General features: G+C 61.6%; 19 protein-coding genes. 8 read left to right on the top strand and 11 right to left on the bottom strand.

Annotated features, from left to right (window positions below):
- Positions 1-76 precede the first annotated feature (76 nt).
- The 8 genes from QRN45_RS02745 to dnaA form a co-directional block, all read right to left on the bottom strand.
- Positions 77-772, bottom strand: coding sequence for a DUF3566 domain-containing protein (locus QRN45_RS02745; protein ID WP_078107061.1), 696 nt, complete (start codon positions 770-772; stop codon positions 77-79).
- A complete protein-coding gene (gyrA, locus tag QRN45_RS02740) occupies positions 769-3,510 on the bottom strand; it encodes a DNA gyrase subunit A (RefSeq protein WP_241707638.1) in 2,742 nt (913 codons plus the stop codon). The genes QRN45_RS02745 and gyrA overlap by 4 nt, the downstream gene beginning before the upstream one ends.
- A gap of 62 nt (positions 3,511-3,572) precedes the next feature.
- A complete protein-coding gene (gene gyrB, locus QRN45_RS02735) occupies positions 3,573-5,648 on the bottom strand; it encodes a DNA topoisomerase (ATP-hydrolyzing) subunit B (protein ID WP_078107063.1) in 2,076 nt (691 codons plus the stop codon).
- Between the two features lie 397 nt (positions 5,649-6,045).
- On the bottom strand, positions 6,046-6,600 hold the full coding sequence (locus QRN45_RS02730; RefSeq protein WP_241707637.1) for a DciA family protein: 555 nt from the start codon (positions 6,598-6,600) through the stop codon (positions 6,046-6,048).
- Positions 6,587-7,780 (bottom strand): DNA replication/repair protein RecF, encoded by a 1,194-nt coding sequence (gene recF, locus QRN45_RS02725; protein ID WP_241707636.1) that lies wholly within the window; start codon positions 7,778-7,780, stop codon positions 6,587-6,589. The genes QRN45_RS02730 and recF overlap by 14 nt, the downstream gene beginning before the upstream one ends.
- 23 nt (positions 7,781-7,803) lie before the next feature.
- Positions 7,804-8,724, bottom strand: a complete 921-nt coding sequence (gene gnd / locus QRN45_RS02720; RefSeq protein ID WP_139359626.1) for a phosphogluconate dehydrogenase (NAD(+)-dependent, decarboxylating) — start codon at positions 8,722-8,724, stop codon at positions 7,804-7,806.
- Positions 8,725-8,784: 60 nt separating this feature from the next.
- Positions 8,785-9,909: a DNA polymerase III subunit beta gene (gene dnaN, locus QRN45_RS02715; RefSeq protein ID WP_078107067.1), complete on the bottom strand. Its 1,125-nt coding sequence runs from the start codon at positions 9,907-9,909 to the stop codon at positions 8,785-8,787.
- Positions 9,910-10,445: 536 nt separating this feature from the next.
- The gene (gene dnaA, locus QRN45_RS02710; protein WP_078107068.1) at positions 10,446-11,867 is read right to left on the bottom strand and encodes a chromosomal replication initiator protein DnaA; all 1,422 of its coding nucleotides are present in this window, start codon (positions 11,865-11,867) and stop codon (positions 10,446-10,448) included.
- A gap of 465 nt (positions 11,868-12,332) precedes the next feature.
- Here dnaA and rpmH point away from each other — a divergent pair, with 465 nt between their 5' ends.
- The 8 genes from rpmH (at position 12,333) to QRN45_RS02670 (ending at position 17,957) form a co-directional block, all read left to right on the top strand.
- Positions 12,333-12,470, top strand: coding sequence for a 50S ribosomal protein L34 (rpmH, locus tag QRN45_RS02705; RefSeq protein WP_011776797.1), 138 nt, complete (start codon positions 12,333-12,335; stop codon positions 12,468-12,470).
- Between the two features lie 40 nt (positions 12,471-12,510).
- Positions 12,511-12,918: a ribonuclease P protein component gene (gene rnpA / locus QRN45_RS02700; RefSeq protein WP_078107069.1), complete on the top strand. Its 408-nt coding sequence runs from the start codon at positions 12,511-12,513 to the stop codon at positions 12,916-12,918.
- Positions 12,911-13,309, top strand: a complete 399-nt coding sequence (gene yidD / locus QRN45_RS02695) for a membrane protein insertion efficiency factor YidD (RefSeq protein ID WP_370873887.1) — start codon at positions 12,911-12,913, stop codon at positions 13,307-13,309. The genes rnpA and yidD overlap by 8 nt, the downstream gene beginning before the upstream one ends.
- A gap of 17 nt (positions 13,310-13,326) precedes the next feature.
- Complete coding sequence (gene yidC / locus QRN45_RS02690) at positions 13,327-14,301, top strand: membrane protein insertase YidC (protein WP_078107071.1); 975 nt, start codon at positions 13,327-13,329, stop codon at positions 14,299-14,301.
- Positions 14,301-14,879 (top strand): Jag family protein, encoded by a 579-nt coding sequence (locus QRN45_RS02685; RefSeq protein ID WP_078107072.1) that lies wholly within the window; start codon positions 14,301-14,303, stop codon positions 14,877-14,879. The genes yidC and QRN45_RS02685 overlap by 1 nt, the downstream gene beginning before the upstream one ends.
- A 6-nt stretch (positions 14,880-14,885) precedes the next feature.
- Positions 14,886-15,536: a 16S rRNA (guanine(527)-N(7))-methyltransferase RsmG gene (gene rsmG / locus QRN45_RS02680; RefSeq protein WP_241707635.1), complete on the top strand. Its 651-nt coding sequence runs from the start codon at positions 14,886-14,888 to the stop codon at positions 15,534-15,536.
- 86 nt (positions 15,537-15,622) lie between these two features.
- Positions 15,623-16,678 (top strand): ParA family protein, encoded by a 1,056-nt coding sequence (locus QRN45_RS02675; protein ID WP_241707634.1) that lies wholly within the window; start codon positions 15,623-15,625, stop codon positions 16,676-16,678.
- 67 nt (positions 16,679-16,745) lie between these two features.
- On the top strand, positions 16,746-17,957 hold the full coding sequence (locus tag QRN45_RS02670) for a ParB/RepB/Spo0J family partition protein (protein ID WP_241707633.1): 1,212 nt from the start codon (positions 16,746-16,748) through the stop codon (positions 17,955-17,957).
- Between the two features lie 5,463 nt (positions 17,958-23,420).
- Here QRN45_RS02670 and trxA read toward each other — a convergent pair.
- The 3 genes from trxA to QRN45_RS02655 form a co-directional block, all read right to left on the bottom strand.
- A complete protein-coding gene (trxA, locus tag QRN45_RS02665; RefSeq protein ID WP_078107075.1) occupies positions 23,421-23,747 on the bottom strand; it encodes a thioredoxin in 327 nt (108 codons plus the stop codon).
- Between the two features lie 36 nt (positions 23,748-23,783).
- A complete protein-coding gene (gene trxB, locus QRN45_RS02660) occupies positions 23,784-24,740 on the bottom strand; it encodes a thioredoxin-disulfide reductase (protein ID WP_241707632.1) in 957 nt (318 codons plus the stop codon).
- Between the two features lie 166 nt (positions 24,741-24,906).
- On the bottom strand, positions 24,907-26,550 hold the full coding sequence (locus QRN45_RS02655; protein WP_241707631.1) for an ABC transporter substrate-binding protein: 1,644 nt from the start codon (positions 26,548-26,550) through the stop codon (positions 24,907-24,909).
- Positions 26,551-26,573: the final 23 nt, after the last annotated feature.

The raw sequence follows: 26,573 nt of genomic DNA, 5'->3' as shown, positions 1-26,573 counted from the left end.
ATCCCGGCCCGATCTCAAATCGAGGTATTTTCACCACTGTTTTCCAGCAGTTTCCCCCAATTTCCGAGCGTTTGGGCTAGTCGTCGGTGAGGGTCACGCCGATGCCGCCAACGAGTGTTGCGGCAATGTTATAAAGCACAGCGCTCAGCATCGACAGGGCAGTCAGCAGCACGACATTCACTACGGCAATGATGGTGGCAAAGGAAGCCACCTGTCCCAGCGATGCGACCTTCTTGAGTTCGAAGCCACCGCTTTCCGAGCCCGCCAGGGTGCCCAGAAGGCTGTCCACCTGGTTGAAAATGCCGGTCAGGTCCAGAACGGTCCAAAGCACGACTGCTGCGATCACCGTCACGATGCCCAAGGCAACGGACAGCAGGAACGCCATTTTCAGGACAGACCACGGATCAACCTTGCTCACGAGCAGGCGGGCGCGGCGGACCTTGGCCTTGGGTGCCGGCTTAACGAGCCCGGGAGCTCCCGAGGCGGGACGCTGCTGGCCCTGCACGGGCCTCTGGCCGGGCGCGGCGGGACGCTGCCCTGCCGGGCGCTGTGTTCCCGCAGGACGCTGTCCCGGAACGGCCGGGCGCTGGCCGGGAACCGCAGGACGTTGGCCCGGGACCCTTTCCGCGCCGGTTCCTGCCGCACCCGGCGTGGATGCCGCAGGGCGCTGCTGGGGACGGGCCGGTGCGTCTACCCGCGGAGTCGCCGACGGCTGCCGCAATCCTCCAGGGACACCCGTACTCGGCTTGGGATATGAGTCCGAATTGCTCACTCGTTACCTCCGGTATTGTGTTCGTTCAGCTCGACGCCGGACCCATTACCGGATCCTGCGGCCGATCCCGATTCGGCCGTTGCGGTCGCCTGATCGGCGCCGCCGTTTGCAGCCAACGTTACGTCATCGTCCGCCCCGGACGTTCCTCCGGAGGGATTTTCGACGCTATTGACGGCTGAGGCATCGTCCGCGCCCTGGCCGTGTTCGTCGTCGGACTCCTCGACATCAAGGCCGCGTTCGCTGTTGCGGGCCACCTCGATGATGCGGTCGTTCTTGTCAGGCTTCGCGAAGATGACGCCCATGGTGTCACGGCCCTTGGCAGGAACCCCTGCCACCGCGGAGCGGACAATCTTGCCACCCTCCATGACCACCAGGACTTCGTCTTCTTCATTGACGATCAGCGCACCGACAAGGTCGCCGCGTTCTTCCTGAAGCTTGGCCACTTTGATGCCCAGCCCGCCACGGCCCTGGAGACGATACTCCTCGACGGCGGTGCGCTTGGCGTATCCGCCTTCAGTCACCACGAAGACGAACGAGCCGTCCTGGACGACGTCGGCCGCGAGCAATTCGTCGTCTTCACGGAACTTCATTCCGGTCACGCCCGAGGTGGCGCGCCCCATGGGACGCAATGCCTCGTCGGTGGCCGTGAAGCGGATCGACTGGCCCTTGCGGGAAACCAGGAGGAGATCGTCCGTTTCGGACACGAGCTGCGCCGAGACGAGCTCGTCCTCATCCCGCAGGTTGATGGCGATGACGCCGGCCGTGCGGTTGGTGTCGTAGTCTTCCAAACGCGTCTTCTTCACCAGGCCGTTCTTGGTGGCGAGCACCAGGTACGGGGCTTGCTCATAATCGCGCAAATCAAGGACCTGGGCGATGTGCTCGTCCGGCTGGAAGGCCAACAGGTTTGCCACGTGCTGTCCCTTGGCGTCCCGGCCGGCCTCCGCCAGCTCGTACGCCTTGGCCCGGTAGACCCGGCCCAGGTTGGTGAAGAACAGCAACCAGTGGTGCGTGGTCGTGACGAAGAAGTGTTCCACGACGTCGTCGCCGCGAAGCTGGGCGCCTTTGACCCCCTTGCCGCCTCGCTGCTGCGAACGATAGTTGTCGCTGCGGGTGCGCTTGACGTAGCCGCCGCGGGTGATGGTGACCACCACTTCTTCCTCGGGGATGAGGTCTTCCATGGACATGTCACCGTCGAAGCCCATGAGGATGTGGGTCCGGCGGTCGTCTCCGTGCTTGGCCACAATCTCAGCCAATTCCTGGCTGATGATGTCGCGCTGGCGCTGCTCGGAAGCCAAGATCGAGTTGAACTCCGTGATCATGGCTTCAAGCTCGGCATGCCTGTCCTGGATCTTCTGGCGTTCCAACGCGGCGAGCCGGCGGAGCTGCATGTCAAGGATGGCGCGGGCCTGGAGCTCATCGATCTCCAGCAGTCCCATCAGGCCGTCGCGGGCGGCCTCGGTGGTGTTGGAGGCCCGGATGAGCGCAATGACCTCGTCCAGCATGTCCAACGCCTTGAGAAGTGCGCGCAGGATGTGCGCCTCTTCCTCGGCCTTGCGCAGGCGGTAGCGGGTCCGCCGGACAATGACGCTCATCTGGTGGGCCACCCAGTGCCGGATGAAGGCGTCCAGGCTCAGCGTGCGGGGTACGCCGTCGACGATTGCCAGCATGTTGGCACCGAAATTGTCCTGCAGCTGAGTGTGCTTGTAGAGGTTGTTGAGCACCACCTTGGCCACGGCGTCGCGCTTGAGTACGATCACGAGCCGCTGGCCGGTACGGCCGGACGTCTCGTCGCGGAGGTCCGCGATGCCTTGGATCTTGCCGTCCTTGACCAGTTCGGCGATCTTGATGGCCAGGTTGTCCGGGTTTGCCTGGTACGGCAATTCGGTGACCACCAGGCATGTGCGGCCCTGGAGTTCCTCGACGTTGACCACAGCGCGCATGGTGATGGAGCCCCGGCCCGTCCGGTACGCGTCCTCGATGCCCTTGTGGCCGAGGATGGTTGCACCGGTCGGGAAGTCCGGGCCCTTGATGCGCACGAGCAACGCTTCGAGCAGCTCTTCACGGCTTGCAGTCGGGTTGGCCAGGTACCACTGCACACCGTCGGCGACTTCGCGGAGGTTGTGGGGCGGAATGTTGGTCGCCATGCCCACGGCGATGCCGGAGGAACCGTTGACCAGCAGGTTGGGGAAACGCGCCGGCAGGATGGTGGGTTCCTGGTTCTTGCCGTCGTAGTTGTCCTGGAAATCGACGGTTTCCTCGTCGATGTCGCGGACCATTTCCATGGCCAGCTGGGCCATTTTTGTCTCGGTGTATCTCGGGGCCGCGGCGCCGTCGTTGCCCGGGGAACCGAAGTTGCCTTGGCCCAGGGCCAGCGGATAGCGCATCGTCCAGTCCTGGATGAGGCGGACCAGGGCATCGTAGATCGCGGTGTCACCGTGCGGGTGGTACTGGCCCATAACCTCGCCCACCACGCGGGCGCACTTGTTGAACGAGCGGTCCGGGCGGTAGCCGCCGTCGAACATCGCGTACAGCACGCGGCGGTGGACGGGCTTCAGGCCGTCGCGGACATCCGGGAGCGCGCGGCCGACGATGACGGCCATGGCATAGTCCAGATAGGAACGCTGCATTTCCGTCTGCAGGTCCACCTGGTCTACGCGGTCCGTCAGTACATCGCCCTCGAGAACGGGTTCCGGAATGCCGGCCGATTCAGCGGGAACCTCAGGTGTTTCTTCACTCATAGTCTATGATTTCCGTTTCAGGTATATGTCAGTACTGGAATATTTCTAGGGCTTTGAAGTCTCTAGATATCCAGGAACCTGACGTCCTTGGCGTTCTGCTGAATGAAGTTCCGGCGCGATTCCACGTCTTCACCCATCAGTACGGAGAAGGTCTGGTCCGCTGCCAAGGCATCGTCCATGGTGACTTGCAGGAGCGTGCGGTGGTCCGGGTCCATGGTGGTGTCCCAGAGTTCGGTGTAGTCCATTTCACCGAGGCCCTTGTAGCGCTGGATGCCGTTGTCCTTCGGGATACGGCGGCCGGCGGCCTGGCCGGAAACCAGCTTGGCGTCACGCTCACGGTCGCTGTAGACGTAGTCGTGGGGGGCGTTCGACCACTTGATGCGGTACAGCGGCGGCTGGGCCAGGTAGACGTACCCGTTCTCAATCAGCGGACGCATGTAGCGGAACAACAGCGTCATCAGCAGCGTGGTGATGTGCTGGCCGTCCACGTCGGCATCGGCCATGAGGACGATCTTGTGGTACCGCAGCTTGGAGATGTCGAAGTCCTCGCCGATCCCGGTTCCGAAAGCCGTGATCATGGACTGGACTTCATTGTTGCCGAGGGCCTTGTCCAGCCGTGCGCGCTCCACGTTCAGGATCTTGCCGCGCAGCGGCAGGATCGCCTGGGTCTCGGGGTTCCGGCCACGCTTGGCCGAACCGCCGGCGGAGTCACCCTCCACGAGGTAGACCTCGCAGCGCGAGGGGTCCTTCGAAGAGCAGTCGGACAGCTTGCCCGGCATACCGAAGGATTCCAGCGGGCTCTTGCGGCGCGCGTTGTCGCGAGCCTTCCGGGCGGCCATGCGGGCTTGGGCGGCCTGGACAGCCTTGCGGATGACGTCACGGGCCGGACCGGGGTTGCGTTCCAGCCAGTCGCCGAGCTGGTCGGTGACCACCCGTTGGACGAAGCCCTTGACCTCGGAGTTACCCAGTTTGGTCTTGGTCTGGCCCTCGAACTGGGGTTCGGACAACTTCACCGAGATAACGGCGGTGAGGCCTTCGCGGATGTCGTCACCGGTGAGGTTGTCATCCTTTTCCTTGATGATCGTCTTCTCGCGCGCGTAGCGGTTGATGAGCGACGTCATCGCGGCGCGGAAGCCTTCTTCGTGGGTTCCGCCCTCGTGCGTGTTGATCGTGTTGGCGTAGGTGTGGACGCTCTCGGAATATGCCGTGGTCCACTGCATCGCGACCTCGACGGCGATGTGCCGCTCAGTGTCTTCGGTTTCGAAGGCGATGACGTCCTCGTGGACGACGTCCACCTTCTTGTTCGAGTTCAGGTGTTTTACGTAGTCGAGGAGACCGTCGTTGTACTGGTAAACCACCGTGCGGTGTTCTGCCGCGACTTCGCCGTCGGTGGCAACAGCGTCGAGATCCAGGTCATCGTCGCCTGCTCCCGCGACAGGACGCTCGTCCGTGAGGGTGATGCGCAGCCCCTTGTTGAGGAAGGCCATCTGCTGGAACCGTGCGCGGAGGGTTTCGAAATCGAATTCGGTGCTCTCGAAGATGGTGCCGTCCGGATAGAACGTCTGGGACGTTCCGGTCTGCTCCGTTGCTTCGCCCTGGACGAGTCCGCCTTGTGGCTTGCCGCCGTCGGCGAAACTCATTCGCCAAACGTGGCCCTGGCGACGCACCTCGGTGTCGACCCTGCGCGACAGTGCGTTGACGACGGAAATACCGACGCCGTGGAGGCCGCCGGACACCGCATAGCCGCTGCCGCCGAACTTGCCGCCCGCGTGCAGGATGGTCATGACAACTTCGACGGTGGGCTTCTTTTCCGTGGGGTGCATATCCACCGGGATGCCGCGGCCGTCGTCCACCACTTTCACGCCGCCGTCGGCCTGGAGGGTCACTTCAATGTGGCTGCAGTACCCCGCAAGAGCCTCGTCCACCGAGTTGTCCACCACTTCATACACCAAGTGGTGGAGGCCGCGCGGGCCCGTGGATCCGATGTACATGCCCGGGCGCTTGCGCACCGCCTCGAGACCTTCAAGGACGGTGATGTCGCTCGCACCGTATTCCTTGGACCCCGAGGGTGTGTCAGGCTTGTGGGCGTTCTCCTTCGCGGGCTCTACTGCCAAGGTCTCTGCATTGTCGTTAGCCACAGGCGCTTTCGACTCCTCCGTGTTCGATGGTCGCCGGCCGTCACCGCACCAAGGAAGCACGTCCGTCAGGACACACCACAGGGACACGGCAGCCGCCAACAGGGACGTCACTGCTAACGCCGGCTACTTCGCGATTGGCAGATCCGCTGTTACAAGTGCTGTTCAGCGGAGCCAATCAACGTTCACCGGCGCCCAGTTGTCTATGCCGATTCTATCGTGACTGAGCGCAGTTCCTCGCAAAACCCGGCCCATATGCTCAGGAAAGTAGCTGTAGGAGGCCGTGGGCCCCATCTGCAAGGTGCCAAAACGGCCCCCTCTAGGGAGCTATACGGTCCGGGGAGGTTTCTCGCCCCTGTGCGCCCTTCAAGCAGAATGCGCCGGCGAGGGTGCACGGAAGTTACCCGTAGGTATCCCGGGGGCCCCGCCCATTGACGCTTCGGCCGCCCTTGCGCCAGCTCGGCGCGGTGGGTGCGAGAACCTGGATGGACGTCACCACTCCTTCTCCGAGTTCCCTTCGGAACATGTCCAGGAGGCTGGTGCTCAGGAGCCTGAGCTGGGTTGCCCACGCGGTGGAATCGCAGCGGACATGGAGCGTGGTGTCGGTAAAACTCTCAGGAGTGCAATGCGCGGAAATCTCCGGTCCCACCAAGGCATCCCACTCAGCCATCACGGAACCAACTGCCACTGGAGAGGTCCAGCCCCGTTCCGCCACGAGCCTTCCAACGACTTTCCCCAGGCCAAGCGGATCCCTGCCGCTGCCGTGGAATTGGCTGAATCCGCGGGTGTCGCGGACGCCCTTGCGTTTGGGAGCGGCACCCGTCCGTGGGGCGGCGCGGCGGATTTCGCCCCGTGCAACGGCCGCTTCCCGCATCCGGTTCAAAGCTGATTGGGCAGCATCAATCTCGTCGGGGTCCCTGCCCGGCTGGCGTCCGCCGGGGCTATCCTTCTCCATCAATGCCTCCGGGCACAACCTTCACGCGTCGCCCCGCCAGTTCCTCGGGAATGTCCGCGTCGACGGCGGCCGTCACCAAAACCTGTTCGGCGCCGGCCACTATTGCAGCCAGTTTACGCCGACGCTGTACGTCCAGTTCGGCGAACACATCGTCGAGAATGAGGATCGGAGCAGAACCGCCGGTACGCGTGTCGTCGAGCATGACGTAGTACGAGGCCAGGCGCAGGGAGAGGCACATGGACCATGTTTCGCCATGGGAGGCATAGCCTTTTGCCGGTGCCTGGCCCAGAACCAGTTCGAGTTCGTCGCGATGGGGTCCCACCAGGGAAATTCCGCGTTCCAACTCCTTGCGGCGCGAGGCCGCGAAGGCCTGGATGTAGCGCTCCGTGAGCTGATCCACGGACAGGGAGCGCAGGTCCTCCACCCCCTCTGAACCTTCAGCGGGACGCTCGGCAGGACCGCCGTCGTCGTCGAGCACGCCCTGGATGGTGGAGCGGTAGACCGCGCCTGCTTCCTTCGATCCGTCCGTCAGTTGCGCGTAGGCGTTCTTGAGGTGGGGACGGAGCCGTTCCACGAGTTCCAGCCGCGCATGCAGGAGCTCCGCGCCGGCCCTCGCCATGTGCTGGTCCCAGACATCGAGCGTTGCCTCATGGCCCGAGGTGAATTTCCCGGCGCGGGCCGATTTCAACAGGGCATTGCGCTGTTTGAGCACCCGGTCGTAGTCGGTGCGGGTTGCCGCATGGACAGGCATGAGGCTGACCAGCAGTTCGTCGAGGAAGCGCCGGCGGTTGGACGGATCACCCTTGACCAGGGCAAGGTCCTCGGGCGCGAAAAGCACCGTCTGGCAAATGCCCAGGATGTCGCGGGCCCGGGCAGGATTTCCGCGGTTGATCCGGCCCCGGTTGGCACGGCCGGCATTGATTTCGAGTTCGACTACCGTCGGTTGTTCGCCCCGGACAAGCTTCGCCCGGATCAACGCGCGGTCCGTGCCGAAGCGCAGGAGAGGCGCATCGGTACTGACGCGGTGCGAGCTCAGGGTAGCCAGGTATCCGATGGCTTCCATGAGGTTCGTCTTGCCGATGCCGTTGGACCCAACCAGGACCGTGACGCCGGGGCCAAGCTTGAGGTCAACCTGCGCGTAGCTGCGGAAATCGGTCAGCGAAAGATGTTCGAGGTACACGCGTACTGCTGGTCGGCCGGGGCCTAGTTGGCCGGACGGGTGGCGTGTCCGCCGAACTGGTTGCGCAACGCAGACACCATCTTCATGGCCGGTGAGCTGTCCTCGCGGGAGGAGAAGCGGGCGAAGAGCGCAGCGGTGATTGCCGGCGCGGGAATCGCGTTGGCTATGGCTTCTTCCACCGTCCAACGGCCTTCGCCCGAGTCCTCGACGTAGTCCCCGATGGACGCCAGGCCCGGGTCTTCGTCCAATGCTTTGACCATGAGGTCCAACAGCCAGGATCGGACGACCGTGCCCTTTTGCCATGCCCGGAAGGTACCGGGAAGGTCCTTGATGATGTCCTTGGCCGCGAGCAATTCGTAGCCTTCGGCGTAGGCCTGCATCAGACCGTATTCGATGCCGTTGTGGACCATCTTGGCGTAGTGGCCTGCCCCCACGCCGCCCACGTGGACGAAGCTGTCGGCACGGTCGCCTTCGGGGCGAAGCGCATCGAATACCGGCATGGCGAGTTCGATGTCTTCGTCCGAGCCGCCTGCCATCAATCCGTAGCCGTTCTGCAGTCCCCAGACGCCTCCGGAAACCCCGCAATCGGCGAAACGGATGTCCTTGGAGTCCAGGAACGCCGCGTGTTTCTGGTCTTCGGTGAAGCGCGAGTTGCCGCCGTCGATCACCATGTCTCCGGCCGAAAGCTTCTCGCCGAGTTCGCTGATCACAGCGTCGGTGATATCTCCGGAGGGCACCATGACCCAGACGAGGCGCGGCGTCGGAAGGGCAGCAATCAGCTCGTCAACGGAGGCGACGTCCGCGATGTCCTGATTGCGGTCAAAGCCGGTGACCTCGATTCCGCCTTTGCGCATGCGTTCCCGCATGTTGAAACCCATTTTTCCAAGGCCGATCAGTCCGATGTGCACGGTGTGAACTCTTTTCTGCGTTGGTGGTTGTGGTATTGACCCGACTGACTCGCATTTGATGTCGTTTTGAGCGCCCGGAACGACAACTAATGTCAGCTAGTTGGGGAGGCGGACGGGCATCACGAGGTAGCGGTAGTCGCCCTTGTCGTCGCCGTCGGCGTCAACCTGGGCGGTGATCATGGCCGGCTTGGGCGCCGTGGTGAAGGAGAAGCGTACGAACTTGGTCTCGATCACGCTCAGGCCCTCCACGAGGTAGTGCGGGTTGAAGGCGACAGTGATGTCTTCGCCGCTGAGCTGGGCTTCCAGTTCCTCGGATGCCTGCGCGTCTTCGCCGGTACCGGCGTCGAGGTTCAACTGGCCCTGGGTGAACGCCAGGCGGACCGGGGTGTTTCGCTCCGCTACCAGGGACACGCGGCGAACGGCTTCAACGAGTTCCTGGGTTTGGACCGTCGCGTGGATCGGCGTGGAATCCGGGAACAGGGACCGGATCTTGGGGTAGTCGCCGTCGACGAGCAGGGACGTGGTGGTGCGCCCGCCGCTTTCGAAGCCAATCAGGCGGCTGTCGTCGTCTGCGAGGGCGAGATGGATGTCTCCGCTGCCGCCCAGTGTCTTGGCCACTTCGTTGAGGGTCTTCGATTTCACCAAGGCGCTCGTGGAAATTCCCGGGGTGACGGGCTTCCACGGTACTTCCCGCATGGCCAGGCGGTAACGGTCAGTGGCGAGGAGGGTGATCATGTCATCTTCGATTTCCATCCGGACACCGGTGAGGATCGGCAGGGTGTCATCCCTACTGGCAGCGATGATGACCTGCGAAACGGCCTGCGCGAAAGCGTCGCCGGGCAAGGTTCCACTGATGGCGGGAAGTGCCGGAAGCGGCGGGTATTCGGATTCCGGCATCGTGGCGAGATGAAAGCTGCTTCGACGGCACGTCAGCGTGACTTTGCTGCCATCGGTTTCGATGTCGACAGGAGCCGACGGCAGGCTGCGGCAGATATCGGCCAGGAGGCGTCCGGAAACCAGGATGGTTCCTTCGGTGGTGATGTCAGCCGGGATCTCGAGACGGGCGGAGGTCTCGTAGTCGAAGCTCGAGAGACTCACTGTTCCGGCTTCTGCCTTGAGGAGGAGACCTGAAAGTACCGGGACGGGCGGCCGCGGAGACAAGGACCGGGCTGTCCATGTGACGGCTTCTGCCAGGACATCCCGCTCGACTCTGAACTTCACGGAAGGGTGCCGCCTTTCATTGCTGCTGCCAGTGTTCCACCGGAAACTCCCCCAGGAGCCCGGAAATCCAGCGTCCGGAACCCGAAAGCTGCATGGTCCGCAGGGAGCGAACTACAAAGCAGCACCAAGGATGGACGCGATGCAGACAGCTTAGCCGGAAGTTCGGGCATTAACCCATCCCCGGCCTGCTGGCGCGTGGTTCGAAGCAGCCATGGGCTGCGTCGCTGGGTGGGCGGAAGGAGATTGTTATTTGAGGGAATTCATTTTTTTGGGATTAGTAGTGTTAATAACCCCTGTGGAAACTGTGGATAACCGGCTCTGGAGCCGCAGTTCCGGGGTTAAGCCCTGTTCACGACATGTGGGTGACAGGGGTTTTAAACAGGGTGTGGACGTGGATAACCCCCAGGGCCGTTTTTAACGATCCACAGACGGCTCAAGGGTTTTAAGCCCATTAACCGCGCTTGTCCCCTTAAGTATCCACAGGCTTATCCACATGTGCCTGTTAATAAGGTATGTAGTGGCCCGAGGGGATCGACTCAGGAATCGCGTTGCTGCTGCTTGATGCGGTTGGTCAGCTCGGTCACCTGGTTGTAGATCACACGGCGCTCGGCCATCAGTTCGCGAATCTTGCGGTCCGCGTGGATCACCGTTGTGTGGTCGCGGCCGCCAAGCTCCTGGCCGATCTTCGGCAGGGACATGTCCGTGAGCTCGCGGCACAGGTACATTGCGATCTGCCGAGCGGTCACCAACGTGCGTGTGCGGGACTTGCTGCAAAGCTCTTCCATGCTGAGCTTGAAGTACTCGGCCGTCTGCTTGAGGATCTGGTCGGCCGTGATCTCCTGGGCTCCGTCATCGGTGATCAGGTCCTTCAGCACCATTTCGGCGAGGGCCACATCGACGGGCTGGCGGTTGAGGCTGGCGAACGCGGTGACGCGGATCAGCGCGCCTTCGAGCTCGCGGATGTTGCTGGAGATCTTGGAAGCGATGTACTCCAAAGCGTCGTCCGGGGCGGACAATCCCTCGCTCTGGGCCTTCTTGCGGAGGATCGCGATGCGGGTTTCGAGTTCCGGTGGCTGGATATCGGTCAGCAGGCCCCACTCGAAACGGGACTTCATGCGGTCCTCGAATCCGGCCAGCTGCTTCGGCGGGAGGTCCGAGGTGATGACCACCTGCTTGTTGTTGTTGTGCAAGGCGTTGAAGGTGTGGAAGAACTCTTCGAGCGTCCGGTCCTTGCCCGCCAGGAACTGGATGTCGTCAATCAGGAGCACGTCGACGTTGCGGTACGTGGTCTTGAAGCTGGCGCCTTCGTCGTCGCGGATGGAGTTGATGAAGTCGTTCGTGAACTCCTCGGAATTCACGTAGCGCACCCGGATTCCGCTGTAGAGCCGGCGGGCGTAGTGGCCGATCGCGTGCAGCAAGTGGGTCTTGCCGAGCCCGGAGTCACCGTAGATGAACAGCGGGTTGTAGGCCTTGGCCGGTGCCTCCGCGACCGCGACGGCGGCGGCGTGGGCGAAGCGGTTGGAAGAACCGATCACGAAGGTGTCGAAGACGTACTTCGGGTTCAGCCGGCCGAATTCGTGCGAAGTGCTCGGCGGAGTGGGCTGCGGCTTCAGTTCCACGGCGAGGTCGTTCGCGGAAGAGAGTTCGACGGCGGGGGCCGGCTCTTCGTGGATGGGCACCAAATCCGTGTCGACGTCGATCGCGCACCGGATGTCGTCGGAAAAGACGCTCCGGAGGGCGTCATCGAGGGCGTCCTTGACTTGCGTCTGGAGAACCTCGCGGGTCAGTTCGTTGGGCACGGCCACCAGGAGGGTGGAACCGATCAGGCCTTGCGCCTGCGCAAGGATAACGAAACCACGCTGCCGGGGTGTGACGCGATCGTCTTGTTCCAGCAGGCTCAGCACCCGCCGCCAGGAACTTCCGACCGTGTTGGCGTGGTTGGCTTCGTCTACCGTCATCAATTGGTTCCCTCGAGTGCTTGCTTGCCTGGATTGCGGCAGCCGAAGGTCCGTGGCCGATCAAAGGGCGTGGATTCCGAACCGAATCCACAGGGTTATGCACAGTCCGTGGATAATCGGCTACTGAGACACTCTAGGGGATGGAAACTCCAGAAGATAGCTGGGAACAAGCTTGTGGATAATTACACCGTTGTGGTTCTGAAACGGGGCCTGTGAGCCACTTCATCCACAGGCTGATGCGTGTACTTAGCCACAGCTGGGGATAACGGGCACGACGGCTCCCGGTTTGACCTCGGGGGTCTTTTTGCCCTAACGTTGTGAAGTCCTATGTGTCCGCTTTTTGACCACCCGCACCTCCGGTAAATCCGGCGTTGGGCGGCGGCGGATACTCAATAAACTTAGCGTCGGCCAGTTCTTCCCCTTTTGATCGGGTGGGCGCACCTTTGATCCACTGGAGTAACTAACGTGAGCAAGCGGACTTTTCAGCCGAATAACCGCCGTCGGGCCAAGAAGCATGGCTTCCGCCTTCGTATGCGCACCCGTGCCGGCCGTGCCATTCTGGCCGCCCGTCGTGGCAAGGGCCGCGTCGAACTGTCGGCCTAAATAACTGACTCGTCGGTCAGCCTTCCAAGCGAGTCACTAGGTGCTAGCCACCCGTAACCGTCTGCGGACTTCTACCGACTTTTCAACAACTGTACGTTCCGGCGTCCGCAATGGACGCCGGAACTTAGTGTTATATACGGCACCTATCGGTGCCGGCGAACCGAGCCGCATCGGCTTCATCGTTTCCAAAGCTGTCGGGAACGCTGTGACCAGGAACCTCGTTAAGAGGAGACTGAGAGAAGCAGGTGCTTTGTCTTTGAATAGGCATGGCACGGGTCTTGCTGTGGTGGTCCGGGCGTTGCCCGCGGCCGCTACGGCAAGCTGGGACCAGCTGCTGACGGATTACAACGCCGCCTTGGCGGCAACCACGAAACGGCTCGGCGGATCCTCTCCGCGGGTTGTTTCGCCCACCCAGGGCACCACAACGGAAGGGACACCGCGTGCATGAGCTGAGCTCCGCCGTCGTCCGTTTCTTTAGAGTCGCTCCGGGGATCCTCGGAACTTTTCTGTGGGAGCTGCCGCGCAACGTCCTCATCATCTTGCTGAAGACGTACCGCAGGATCATTTCTCCCTTATATGGCCAGGTGTGCCGGTTCTTCCCCTCCTGCTCGGCTTATGCCCTCGAAGCGGTGACGGTCCATGGTGCCGTCAAGGGAAGTTGGCTCGCGGTGCGGCGCCTTGCGCGTTGCCACCCCTGGAACGCCGGCGGCGTGGACCACGTCCCCGCCGGACATCGTCATTGGCCCGAAGGCCAGACGCCCACAATTGTTGTACTGAACAACCCGGACCAGTTCCTGGCTGTGTGGTCTGATGAAGACGGTCGCCGCACAGCGGCCTGAGGAAATAGGGAAAACGTATGGACATCTTTGGAACAATTCTGGCCCCGTTCAAGTGGCTAGTGTCCGCGATCATGCTGGGGTTCCACGACGGGCTGAGTTTCATCGGCCTGCCTCCGGAGAACGGCTGGACTTGGACTCTGTCCATCATTGGCTTGGTGCTGGTGATCCGTGCTGCCCTGATCCCTGTCTTCGTCAAGCAAATCAAGGCACAGCGCGGCATGCAGCTGCTTCAACCTGATCTGAAGAAGATGCAGGCGAAGTACAAGGGCAAGACCGACCAGCTCTCCCGCCAGGCGATGGCGCAGGAACAGATGGCGCTGTACAAGAAGCACGGCACCAACCCGTTCTCCGCTTGTTTGCCAATGCTGATCCAGATGCCGTTCTTCTTCGCGCTGTTCCAGGTGCTCTCCGGTATCACCCAGGCCCGACAGGCCGGCACGGGCATTGGAGCCCTGAGCCATGAGCAGGTGGTGCAGTTCGACGAATCCAGCATCTTCGGCGCTCCCCTCTCCGCGTCCCTGCTTCACGGCGGCCCTGCAGGCACCGACCAGACGGTTGTCTGGGTCCTGTCCATCGTGATGATCCTGGCCATGACGGCGTCGCAGTTCATCACGCAGAAGCAGATCATGGCCAAGAACATGTCCGACGAGGCGATGGCCAGCCCGTTCATGCGCCAGCAGAAGATGATGCTGTACATCCTGCCGCTGGTGTTCGGTGTGGGTGGCATCAACTTCCCGATCGGTGTCCTGATTTACTGGACCACCACCAACCTGTGGACCATGGGTCAGCAGTTCTTTGTCATCCGCCGCATGCCGACGCCGGGTTCCCCTGCTGCGAGGGCCCTCGCTGAGCGTCGCGCCGCCAAGGGCTTGCCGTCGCACCCGCTTTTTGGCGGTAAAAAGGACGCCGACGTCGCTGCCGAGGTGGCCGCCGTCGAGGTCAAGGCACAGCAGCGCACCCAGCCACAACGTAAGAACAGGAAGAAGAAGTAATGTCTGTTGAAAGCACCGAAGAGGCAACGGCCGCTGCCTCCGCCGAGGAACTGGTAGAAGCCACAGTAGAAACTTCGGAAGAGGACGCTGCTGCCGGCAAGGGTACTTCCGTGAGCCGCCTCGAGGAAGAGGGCGACGTCGCCGCAGACTACCTCGAGGAACTTCTCGACATTGCCGATATCGACGGCGACATCGACATCGAGATCCGGAATGGCCGCACCTACATCTCCATCGCAGCCGAAGACGATTCCGAGGGGCTGGAGAGCCTGGTAGGCCGCGACGGCGAAGTGCTCGAAGCCCTTCAGGAACTCGCTCGACTCTCAGTGCTCTCGGCAACCGAGAACCGCTCGCGCCTGGTGCTCGACATCAACGGTTACCGCAAGGAACGTGCCGGCGATCTGCAGCAGATTGCCGAAAACGCCGTGGCGAAGGTCAAGGAAACCGGAGCTCCGGTGGCACTTGAACCCATGAGCGCGTACGAACGCAAGATTGTGCACGACGCTGTCGCGGACCTCGGTTTTGTATCCGAGTCCGATGGCGAAGGCGCCGGCCGCCACATCGTGGTTTCGGCCGACTAACGGATCATGGTTGAAATCACGGCAGCCGAACTCCAGGCAGCAGAGAAGATTTTCGGTGACCGGCTCGGTCTCGCCCAGCGGTACGTAGAACATCTGGCGACGTCGGGAACCGAGCGCGGGCTGATTGGCCCGCGCGAGGTTCCCCGCCTGTGGAGCCGGCACGTTCTCAATTGCGCCGTCATCGAATCGGTGATAGCCCACGGAAGCCACGTTGCAGACGTTGGATCCGGGGCGGGACTTCCGGGCTTGTGCTTGGCAATTGCGCGTCCCGATCTTGAACTCACGTTGATCGAACCCCTGGAGCGGCGGGTCATCTGGCTTCAGGAAGTAGTGGACGACCTTGGACTGGGCAACGTCACGGTCATGCGCACCAGAGCCGAACTCGCAGTGGGAATGGTCGACGCGGATGTCGTCACGGCGAGGGCGGTCTCTGCCCTGTCCAAACTCGCCGGACTGACCATACCCTTGCTTAACGGCAAGGGTGAAGTTGTGGCGATCAAGGGCCGCAGTGCTGCCGAGGAGATTGAGCAAGCAGCTAAAATCATCCGTAGGCTCGGCGGCGTGGAAACGTCTGTTGTGGTTTGCGGGCAGGAGCTCTTGGAGGAACCCACCACTGTGGTGAGGATCGTCGTTAACAAACAGCGGAAGATCGCCTAGCTTCGGCGCTGTGTCCCGCGTGTCCGCAACTGAGCGGTTAAGCTAGAGAACGGCAGCTAGAGCCGAATGAGAGTGAGAGTGTGACAGTGGGCAGTAGCGAAACCTCCACCCAGCGGATCCCGCCATTTATTTCCTTGGGGTCGGCTCGGGCCATGGCTGCACCCTCGGCATCCTTTGAATCTGCACTGATGCGCACGAATTCGGTTGCAAACGCCGCTGTTTCACGTGAAACCGTGATTGTCGGACATGACAACGTCATGGACTCCATTGATGATTCCAGCCCGATTGCACGCCAGCTCGCCAACGAGACCCGACGGCGTGAACGACTGGTGGGACGTGAGCTTCCCAAGCCGGAAAAGACCCGCATTTTCACGGTGTCCAATCAGAAGGGCGGCGTGGGAAAGACCACCACGACGGTCAATATTGCGGCAGCCTTGGCCTCCGCGGGACTCAATGTCCTCGTGATCGACATCGATCCTCAAGGAAATGCATCCACCGCTCTGGGTATTGAGCACCACGCCGACGTCGACAGTATTTACGACGTGCTGATCAACGACCTCCCGCTGCGTGACGTCGTGGCTCCGTGCCCCGATATCCCGAATCTCATTTGCGCGCCGGCAACCATTCACCTGGCGGGCGCTGAAATTGAACTGGTTTCCCTCGTTGCACGCGAGCAGCGTCTGCGCCGCGCCATCGATGTCTACTCGAAGGAACGCGCCAAGAACGGTGAAGGTCGCCTGGACTTCATCTTCATTGACTGCCCGCCCAGCCTGGGCCTGCTGACCGTCAACGCCTTCTGCGCGGCGAGCGAGGTACTCATCCCCATCCAGTGTGAGTACTACGCATTGGAAGGCCTGAGCCAGCTTCTCAAGAACATCGAAATGATCCAGAAGCACCTCAACGCCGATCTGGTCGTTTCCACCATTCTCCTCACCATGTATGACGGCCGCACCAACCTGGCCGCGCAAGTGGCTTCCGAAGTCCGCCAACATTTCCCGGATCAGGTTCTCGGCGCTGTGGTTCCTCGCTCGGTGCGCATCTCGGAGGCCCCAAGCTACCAGCAGACGGTGATGACCTATGATCCGTCTTCCAGCGGCGCGTTGTCCTATATGGAAGCCGCTGCGGAAATCGCCGAGCGCTAGACTTCCTTAATCACTGCAATATCCTTGGCGGGCTCTATTCTTGCCATTCCACCGGAGGGACATACTAATGAGCGAAAAGCGACGAGGCCTGGGTCGGGGTCTTGGGGCTCTCATTCCCAGCTCCGCTTCGGCTGGTGCATCGGGGAACGGCGTCCCGGCGTCCCGCCCTGTGGACCTCTTCTTCCCTGAGGCGCGGAAGGCACCGGAGACGGTGGACGCTCCCGAGGCGCCTGAAACGGAAGTAGCGAAGAGTTCCCCCTCGCGCGGCTCTTCGTCCAAGAGCACGACGGCGGCAAAGAGCCCTGCTGCGAAGTCACCCGCGGCGAAGGTCACCCCCGCGAAGACCACCGACGCTGACCGATCGGCCGGATCCAAGCCAGTCGGGGCCGCTGCTGCTACTTCAGGAGAGGCCGTGGCTGACTCGCTTCCCTCGGAATCGTCCGGGGTCCAACTGGTCGAGGTTCCCGGGGCGCGCTTCGCCGAAATCCCTGTCGGGGACATCCATCCCAACCGCAAGCAGCCGCGCAGTGTCTTCGATGAGGACGACATGGCGGAGCTGGTTCATTCCGTCAAGGAAATAGGCGTCCTCCAGCCAATTGTTGTACGTACTTCAACCGAAAAGGGTGGAGAACCGTATGAACTGGTGATGGGTGAGCGGCGATGGCGGGCAGTGCAGGCCGCCGGGCTCGAAACCATCCCGGCGATTGTTCGCGATACCACTGATGACGACCTCCTTCGTGATGCTCTGCTGGAAAACCTCCACCGCAGTCAGCTGAACCCTTTGGAAGAAGCTGCCGCCTACCAACAGCTCCTTGAGGACTTCGGTACCACCCACGAGCAGCTGGCCGATCGGATCGGCCGTTCGCGTCCGCAAGTGTCCAACACTCTCCGCCTCCTCAAACTTCCTCCGCTCGTGCAACGGCGCGTAGCGGCCAGCGTGCTCTCGGCCGGCCATGCGCGGGCATTGCTCGCTCTCCCGGACGCAGCCTCGATGGAGCGTCTCGCGCAGAAGATTGTCGCCGAAGGAATGTCCGTACGGGCCACCGAGGAAGCTGTCGCGTTGTACCAGGATCCTACGGTGCCGCCGAAGAACAGCATTCCGCGTCCCAACGCACGCCATGAGCGTCTCGACTACCTTGCTTCTTCACTTTCGGATCGCTTGGATACCAATGTGAAGATCACCCTGGGTGCGCGAAAGGGTCGCGTGAGCATTGAGTTCGCTAGTGTTGAGGATCTGAATCGCATCATGGATGTTTTGTCACCTGGGGACGAAAGCTAGTCGCTAGGTTTCCACGGAACCGGGGTTTGCTTCTCTCGAGGCAGGCCCCATTTTCGTTTAATGGTTTCCATGCGGCGCTTGCAGGGGTCCGTTTGGTCCTTTTTCGTTGCTCTCTCATAGAGGCCCGGCTCCCATGGTGCGCTCCCATGGCGTGTGCTGGTGGACTCGTTCCCTGGGGCCGGAGTGAGGCGTGGTGCTTTTGGGACGGTGTTTCACGTGAAACGGGCAGTCGTATAGGCCTGAGGTACTGGAAGATCAGTACCTTTTCGCACCCAACGGGGTCCCCCATGTCGCTCGGAGAAGCCAGTATCGAGTTCAGTTGGCCGCTGCTTTAGAAGTCGACACGATCGCGCATCGAGACGATGTCCCTTAACCTCGCGCTAGCCACCGTTGCCTCGTGGCTACATTCTTGATTCCTGCATTGACTAACAAGGTTTGCCCATGGTTGACGGTTCCCTTGATCCTCCGCATTCGAAGTTCGGGCAGCACGCGCAATTGTTTGCCAGAGAGCCTGACGTCAGCCATCCCGGAGGCTGGGCCTTGTTCTTTGAGTGATACATCTCCACAGACTTCTCGGATGATGCCTCTCGAGCGTGGGCAGCCTGCGAATGTTTCACGTGGAACAGCCGAGTCTGCCGACGTGTGCCGGGGAAATCCGTTTGACAGCGCGTGAATCTTCCGGTTGATGGGGCCAACTCTATGGATCGCCGCCAGGCTAGGTTTCACGTGAAACAGGAGCGGCGATGGAGTCCATCGCAATCGAGCCAAAGCTCGGCGTACCAGTAATTGGTAGTCAACTCGCAGTTCGGAGCAAATTCCCTGCAACGTGGCGGTGTGCCCTGGGCGCAAAGTAAACAGTTGCTCGGAGTATCGATGGTTTCAACTAGGCCATCTGCCCCTCCGGAACTCGAGCCCACCATTTCAGGATGCGGTGGCACATCACTTTATGATGCGGTGTGTCTTGGCCTGCTTGTGCTCCCCTTTCGGCGTTGGTTGCACCTCGACGGGCGTAACAGGTCCGGCCATCCCGCTGCGTGCGATGTTGCCAGGACGCGGGCCTTCCAGTTTCCAGCTAGTTGTTGGGTATCAGTACCCCAGCCACTGTCTGCTTTCACCTACGGTGGGCCGTACTCGGCGCGAATTCAGTGGCGGGTGCATACGTCTGTCTGCGGTCTTAGGGGGCTATCTGTGTGTCTGCGCCAGTGACAGCCACGAACCACCATTTCCCGGTGACCAAATGACGACGGGTGCGCCGAACCGAACGATGCCGAACATCTTCAGGATCTTATGGACGCGGTATTGGTCGACTTCGACGATCGTGTTGCGTTCCCGCCTTCACGGCGACATAGGACCGGCGGGTGGCAAACCGTTCCCTGAGCTCGTTTGAGTGTGGCAGTGTGGCAGTGCGGCTGGAAGGGAGTCCGCCTGGAAGGGAACAGATCCCTGGGAGCTCGATCGTCGTCCGGCTGCCGCGTGGCAACAGCCCCTGAGCTCGTGGATTGCGGCGAGGCGGCATGGCTTGGGCGATGTCCTATCCGGACTAGGAGCCCATTCCATCATCCATGTTCGGAGGCGTCCAAGACGGTTCGCGGGTCCCCCGGACCTTGTCATCGAATTCCAGAGCTCGGGAAGTGCGATTGGACCCCGAATAAGTCAGCACCGCAAGACGGCCTCAGGGAGAATCTGATCGAAGTCCTCCTGTGGACCACGGAACTCACAGGAGAGACTGGATCTCGTGGTGTGTGGTGTGTGGTGTCGGCACTGGCTCCAGTCGCCGGTGCCTGCGCCTACGCGGACTTAGGTGCGTGCCCCGACCGGCGTCTGGACGCAGCACAGAGGACCCCTGTACCTGGTGTGCCGACTTGCGGTGAACTTGGATCGAGCGGTGGTGGGACGCCGGCTCCCCCGGAGACGTCGTGCGACGGGATTGAAATCCTGGCATCCTGGCCGCGGTCGTCCTCGTGCCGCGCTGTCCTCAGGTGAGGCTCGCTTGCTGTACTGCTTGCCGGCGCGGCGACAAGCGCGCCGAGGATGTCCGGATGGCTCTCAGTCCTGGTTGGCAGCGCACAGAATCTCTTCATGGACACTCCACACACTTCGGTCTGCCGAATGATCCAGCCCACGGGGCGTCCGTGGCTGGGGCGTCCTGAGTTCGATTCCTGCAAAAGATTCAGAAGGGGTTCGTCTTAGCGGGCATCCATCCCCCGAGCTCCGGCTAGCTAAAGCGCGAGAGTTAGGAGGACCCGATGTGGCTTCGGCTGAGCTTGCCATCGGATCGCCGACGCTACAGGCCAATACTTCCACGGGCGGGCGGGGCGGTATCGACGAATCTGAACGCAGACGATCCGAGAAAGCTTAGCCGTGTGGAGTGTGTATCTCGCTGTTGAAAAGTCTGAGAGCAGCGGTGGATATCGCTGTGGATAACTTTGTTGATAATTCGGTGGGACTGCGGGAGCTCAGGCCTGAGCTCTGTGGGTATCTCGTCGGTCGGCGTCGGTATTCGTGTGGTCCTGAGGTCGCTCGCTGGCTCTGTTTCACGTGAAACAGAGCCAGCGCCTGTAGATCAACCAGATTTACCCCGTTTGGGACCAATATTGGCAGATTCACGGGCTTCTGAAAGCTTTCCGGTCCGTATCAAATCTGATCTCATCTGGCTGGCTAAGCTTTGCTGCGTTCCGCGCCGGACATGCTCCCCAACCGTCCGGGAGAAGCTAGTCGAAGTGGTTCTTTGCGCCCGTGGATATCGTTGTGGATAACCGTGTGTATAACTTTTGGCCGGTCGGTGGATATCCCTCCCAGCGAAGAGCCAGCTGAAGTGGAATCTTGCCTCCATGTTCCTCGCCAGTGCCCGGCTCGACTCGGCTCGGCTTGGTGCTCTCGGGATCTTCTATTCCGCCTGCGCCCCGTGTGAGCGCTCTTGAATTCGACGGTCGCTGCATGTTTCACGTGAAACGCGACCGAATCGAAGGCTGCCGATCACCCGACACCTTCCACTGTCGGTGGGCAAGGGCCGGTGGCAACGACCGAGACCGGAGGACTCCAGGAGCGTGACTGCAGCGGGAGCGCCTGCTGACATTCGGAGAAGCACTGCTGGCATCTATTGGCCCGCGGGTTACCTAATCGGGCGCGGTTCAGTCACGCGGAAACGCGGTTGAGCCACTAGATTGCGGCCAGCCTTGGTTTCTGAATCCCGGACCGGGCGGCCGTGTAGGCATGTCGCTTCTCGTAGTTCAGCTTCGTTCATGAGGGTAGTCGGGCCAATCATTGCTCCCGGTTAGAGGGACCTCCTCCGTTCTCTTGGATTGAGCAGGCGCTCCAGATCGCCCCGTCTACCCCGGACAACCTCGCCAAAAGCAACCAACCCCACCTTGGCCGGTCGAGTTGACCTGCCTTGGGGTTCAATTGTTAGCGCTTCTCGCCTCGTTGCAGGAAGGGGCTTGTGTGAGGGATGCCCAGGGAAATTGCTGCCTCCAGGCTGATCATTTGGCGGCGCTCCGCCTTGCCGGACTTCTTGTCCCGCTGAGGCGGGCTTGAACCCAGGCTCTCGTGCTGGGAGGCAATTTCCGTGGACGTAGCTCTAGTTGCTCGTTTGAGACTCTGTCTCCCCCATTGCCATACGTCCACGATCCTCGGGTGCAGGAAGACGTCAGGGCCACCCCGGCGCGGCTCAGGCGAGTTTGTGTACGGGGAACCAATGCCCAAAGCTGTGGGTGGCGGGTTCAAGATAGCGTAGTCGGCTGAGTCGAGTCTGACTGCAAGACAGCCCGCCCAAGGTACTTCACCGTGTCGGCAGGGATCCTGGATGGGTACTCCCACAATCAGTCTGAATCCCTCGAACGGACCACGTGATTGCCTAACGGCCCGCTCTGGGACCACGTGCGCCGGCGAGCGAAGAAGGCCTGGCCGTCCTAGGGCCTGACATGTAGTGTGTGGCTGCGACACCTTTGTCCTGACTGTGCAGCCGCTGGCCTCAGGTCCTGCCGTCTGAGAGGGTCTGATGCCGCACACTTCGGCTCATTCAGCCACGTTCACGTCTACGCCGTTACGGATCGGCGTTACGGATCAATAGGGGGCTGTCGATAGAGCCACCCACAACCCGGCACCCATAGTCCGTCGGCCTTCTCACGCCGTGAGGATGAAGGCGTCCACACGGCGCCTGCTCCCAAGCCTCACGGTGCCAAGGGGCCATTCCAAGGAACTGTATTGTGGCGCAGGGCAATGGCGAACTCCTCCCCCGATTGACGGCCAACAAGCGGCCTCCTCAGCCTCGATGCATGTCCAAGGGTTACTGGGATCGAAGGCTACTCGTGATGACGGACGGAGCAATGGACGGGGTGGGCCGCGTCCCAAGGGACGAAGCAACCTGAATTAATTGTTTACGGACCTATTAGTACTAACGGTCGGGCCTTCTGCCGGCCGACGTCGCCAGGCACTCGTTTGTCCGGTGTCCGGATAGCTTTACGCCTTGCGAGAGTTGCTGGTAGCCACTTGACGCGCCTGTCTGTCACGTGCCGACGGAAGTGTCCGTATTGATCGCAGGCCTGAAGAAGTGCCCGGCCGGCTCTCGGGACACCGCGGTGTTTCACGTGAAACATCGCTGATATGGGGATTTTCAATAGGACGTTCATCCCGTGCCAAGGAGGGTGGTTTGCGGCGACCCCCGGTGCGCCGGTCATGGCCTAGCACCGAACAAGCCGCGGCGTGGTTCTTGACGGGGGTTGATCGACCTGGAAAGCCGCAATGAATAAGGGACGACGCCCCGGCTCGGCGGCAAGCCGTAACCCCCGCACCCAGTAGTACCAGCGCGGTTTCACGTGAAACCGTCCAATCGCCACTGTCCCGCGATCTGCCTGCGCGAGGCTCAGGTCATCCAGCAATGAACCCGGCACCCAAAGCACTTTTACTCCCTCATCAACGAGCCGTGTTTCACGTGAAACAGTGCATGTGTTGAACGTATGGTTCGACCTGTTTCGAATTCAATAGCGAGGGATCGTGGGCTCCAACGCACGGGTAGCACGGTTTCACGTGAAACGACCGGATCACATACTTGCCCTTCGTATCGAACGTAGTGACTCGGCAGCCTGAATGGAATCTCCCTGCGTCCGCGGCGATGCATGAGTCAGTCGGGCGCAACTATTGCTTAGTAAACATTCCAGCATTCGAAGGCGGAATTAGTTCACCCACTCCGGCCCGTCTCCGGGGGCCGAAGTTTCAGTGGCCGTCTGGGCCGTTCCAGCGAAGAACTGCCCCTTTTGAAAGTGAAAAAGGTTCAGAAATAGGAATAAAAACCGAGACTGGCAGCGGTCGTTCACTGCGCCTCTCAATATCACCAGCCGAAACCACGAGGCTCGGGTCTCGAACTCAATAGCGTGTACCCAAAGACATGAAAAAGCCGGCGGTCTCGCTCAACAGCGAAACCACCGGCTCAATCGGGAAGCAGGCCTTACAGGCGCGCCGCATGTCCTAGGACAGGACGGATTCAAATTCCTTTTCGAAGAACTGCTTCGGCTTTGCACCGATAACTGTGCTCTTCACTTCTCCCCCGCTGAAGAGGTAAACGGCTGGGATGGACGTGATGCCGTACTCGGCGGCTATGGCGGGGTTGTCGTCGACATTCAGCTTGACGACATCGACCTTGTCTCCGTATTCAACCGAGATCTCATCGAGGATTGGACCCAACTTACGGCACGGGCCGCACCACTCTGCCCAGAAGTCCACAATGACCGGCTTTTCAGCGGCCAGGACGTCGGTGCTGAAACTGGCGTCGGTAACGTTTTTCGCGTTGCTCATAATTCTTTCCCTTCGAATGGATGGCTGCTGTGCCGGTTAGGCGTGCAGGTCTGCAAGATAGTGCTCGACGTCCAAGGCAGCGACACAACCGGATCCGGCTGCCGTGATGGCCTGGCGGTAGGTCGGGTCCACGACATCGCCGGCGGCGAAGACGCCCTTGATGCTGGTCTTGGAGCTGCGGCCGTCGACGGCGATGGTGCCTTCAGGAGCGAGCTCCAGTTTTCCCTTGACGAGTTCGGTGCGGGGATCGTTGCCAATGGCCACGAAAACTCCAGTGACGGCGAGCTCCGACTCGGTGCCGTCGACGAGGTTCTTCAGCTTCAGGCCAGTGACCTTGTCCCCGCCGATGACGTCCTCGACGGCGGTATTCCACACGAAGTTGATCTTTTCGTGGGCCTGGGCGCGGTCACCCATGATCTTGGAAGCCTTGAGGGTGTCGCGGCGATGTACCACGGTGACCGACTTGGCGAACTTGGTGAGGAAGAGGGCTTCCTCCATGGCAGAGTCGCCACCGCCGATCACTGCGATGTCCTGGTCTTTGAAGAAGAAACCGTCACAGGTTGCACACCAGCTCACCCCGTGGCCGGAAAGGCGTTTTTCATTCTCGAGGCCGAGCTCACGGTATGCGGAACCCGTGGACAGAATGATGGCGCGTGCCATGAACTTCTCCCCCGTGCCGATAGTCACGGACTTGATGTCGCCGTCGAGGTCCAGTTCGGTGACATCCTCAAACTGAATCTCCGTCCCAAAGCGTGCCGCCTGCTTTTCGAAGTTCTCCATGAGATCGGGTCCCATGACGCCTTCGGGGAAGCCGGGGTAGTTCTCGACGTCTGTCGTGTTCATCAGTTCGCCACCGGCCGTCACGGAACCGGCGATGAGAAGCGGGTTCATGTTGGCCCGTGCCGTGTAGACGGCCGCCGTGTAACCGGCAGGCCCGGAGCCTACGATAATGACATCACGTACGATGGACGCGGTGTTTTCTGCGTTGCTCACTGTTGGGTGAACCTCTTCCTTAATCGATGCACCGGTTCCTTGCGGCCGGCCACATGGCACAACCCTATGGCGGCGCGGAATATTCCGATGTTTCCGGGGACCCTAATATCCACCACCATTCAGGGTACCTTCTGGCAGTGCAGGGCATGGAAGCGAGAAGCGTCGGCTACTGGACCTTGATCTCCGCAAGGCGCAGGCCGTAGCCGTAGCGCGTCTTGGGGGCGGTCAGTTTGGGCAGGGCCTTGATGGAGATAATCACGTATTGGGCCGTTACAGGGGCACTGAGCGGCATGGTGAGCTCCGGTGAGGTGAAGCTGTTGGTGCCCACCAGCTTGGCACCGTCCAAGGCCGGACGATCATTGGTGTAAACGCTGATGTTTCCACCGGATGCGCCCAACTGGCTCAAAGTGACGGACGTCACCTGCGAGGGTGTCTTGAGCTTGACCAGCAGCGACACTCCATCGGGTGCGAGTCCACCCCAGTCCGCCGTGGCGAATTCCATGTCCGACCAGTAACTGGCGGCATTGCCGTCGTATGCCTTGACCAGGTCCTTGTCGTAAGTTGCTGCGAAATCGAAATCGCCCATACGGGTGACTCCATCGATGACCGGCGGCGCTGCGACCGGCGGCGCCGAGGCGGTACCTGTGCTGCTCGGCTGTCCAGTTACGGTTTGAGACGCCGAAGAGGACTGCTTGGCCGCGGGAGCCCCGCCGGGGATGAGGTTGCCGAGATTGGTGACAGCAAGGATCAAACCTACGATCAACACGGCGGCAAGGACCCCGCCTACGAGCCAACGGAAGGAACGGGGCTCGCGAACCGGCTCCTCGTCGTAATATTCGTCCTCGTCGAGGGGCCCTGCTTGCTCGCGCGCGTTCGACGGGAAGCTCGAGGCTCCCCGGCTGTATCCGGCGGCAGCCGCGGCCGCATCGCGGGAAGCGCCCGTGCCGCGCGCTCCGCCGTCGTCGTTAACGAAGCCATAGTCGTCCTCGGACCAGAGAGAGACTTTGGATTCCTGGGCCGGGGTTGCAGAAGTAGGCGCCTGAGGAGTGGATGCTGGAACAGCCTGGGTGGCGGGCGCCGCTTGGATTTGCTGGGGAGCGGTCCGGCTCGCCTCGGCGGTCGAAGTGGACGCGGGCCTCCCCGAAGGCGCGGCTTGGCCGTCGTCGCTGTTTGACTTGCCGCTGCCGTTTACGGCGGCCGCGGCCGCTGCGGCAGCAGCCCCTGCCCCCGCTGCCGCAGCAGCGATGCGGGAACCAAAGCCCCCGGAGGCCGACGCCGGCCGGCCAGCGGGCATGGGAGGAACCACCGGGCGGTGCGGGTCAGCGGCAGCCGGCAGCGATTCGCCAGCGGGATGGGGCTCGACCTCGTCGTAACTGATGTACTCGGCGTCGTGCTCGTCGTCGTCGTAGAGTCCGTCGTAGGTCTCGGGTTCGTGGGAACGGGCCTGGCCGAAGATCTCGCTGCCAAGCGTGTCCGTGAAGAACGGTTCGACGTAAGGAGGGTTGGTGGCCACCACCAGGTCCAGCAGGTCGGGCGCGCTGCTGTGGTTCGTAATGAGGTACGTGGTGCTGTCGCTGACCCCGAGGTCGAGGATCTGGACATGTCCGGGCCGTTCGCCGGTGGCGACCTCGCGGGCGCTCTTGGCAACCTGATCGGCGTTTCCGGGGCCAGCCACGAGGATGCTGACAGGCCTGTTGAGGACCTGGTCCATGCCGTCGAGCACCAGATCCTGGTCGTGCGAAGTCAACACGGTGGCTGTGACTTTGTAGCGGCCGCCAAGCACTGATCCGACATCGATCGGGTGGGACACGGGTTCCTCCTAAGACTGTCCGG

Source organism: Arthrobacter sp. efr-133-R2A-63 (assembly GCF_030209795.1).
Classification (GTDB): domain Bacteria; phylum Actinomycetota; class Actinomycetes; order Actinomycetales; family Micrococcaceae; genus Arthrobacter; species Arthrobacter bambusae_A.
Note: the sequence above shows the minus strand (reverse complement) of the source record. Positions and strands in the feature narration are given on the sequence as shown.

Bases quoted from the DNA above. Each gene is read 5' to 3' on its own strand.
- gyrA (WP_241707638.1), bottom strand. From the start codon at position 3,510: ATGAGTGAAGAAACACCTGAGGTTCCCGCTGAATCGGCCGGCATTCCG.
- QRN45_RS02730 (WP_241707637.1), bottom strand. From the start codon at position 6,600: ATGGAGAAGGATAGCCCCGGCGGACGCCAGCCGGGCAGGGACCCCGAC.
- dnaA (WP_078107068.1), bottom strand. From the start codon at position 11,867: ATGACGGTAGACGAAGCCAACCACGCCAACACGGTCGGAAGTTCCTGG.
- yidC (WP_078107071.1), top strand. From the start codon at position 13,327: ATGGACATCTTTGGAACAATTCTGGCCCCGTTCAAGTGGCTAGTGTCC.
- QRN45_RS02685 (WP_078107072.1), top strand. From the start codon at position 14,301: ATGTCTGTTGAAAGCACCGAAGAGGCAACGGCCGCTGCCTCCGCCGAG.
- rsmG (WP_241707635.1), top strand. From the start codon at position 14,886: ATGGTTGAAATCACGGCAGCCGAACTCCAGGCAGCAGAGAAGATTTTC.
- QRN45_RS02670 (WP_241707633.1), top strand. From the start codon at position 16,746: ATGAGCGAAAAGCGACGAGGCCTGGGTCGGGGTCTTGGGGCTCTCATT.
- trxA (WP_078107075.1), bottom strand. From the start codon at position 23,747: ATGAGCAACGCGAAAAACGTTACCGACGCCAGTTTCAGCACCGACGTC.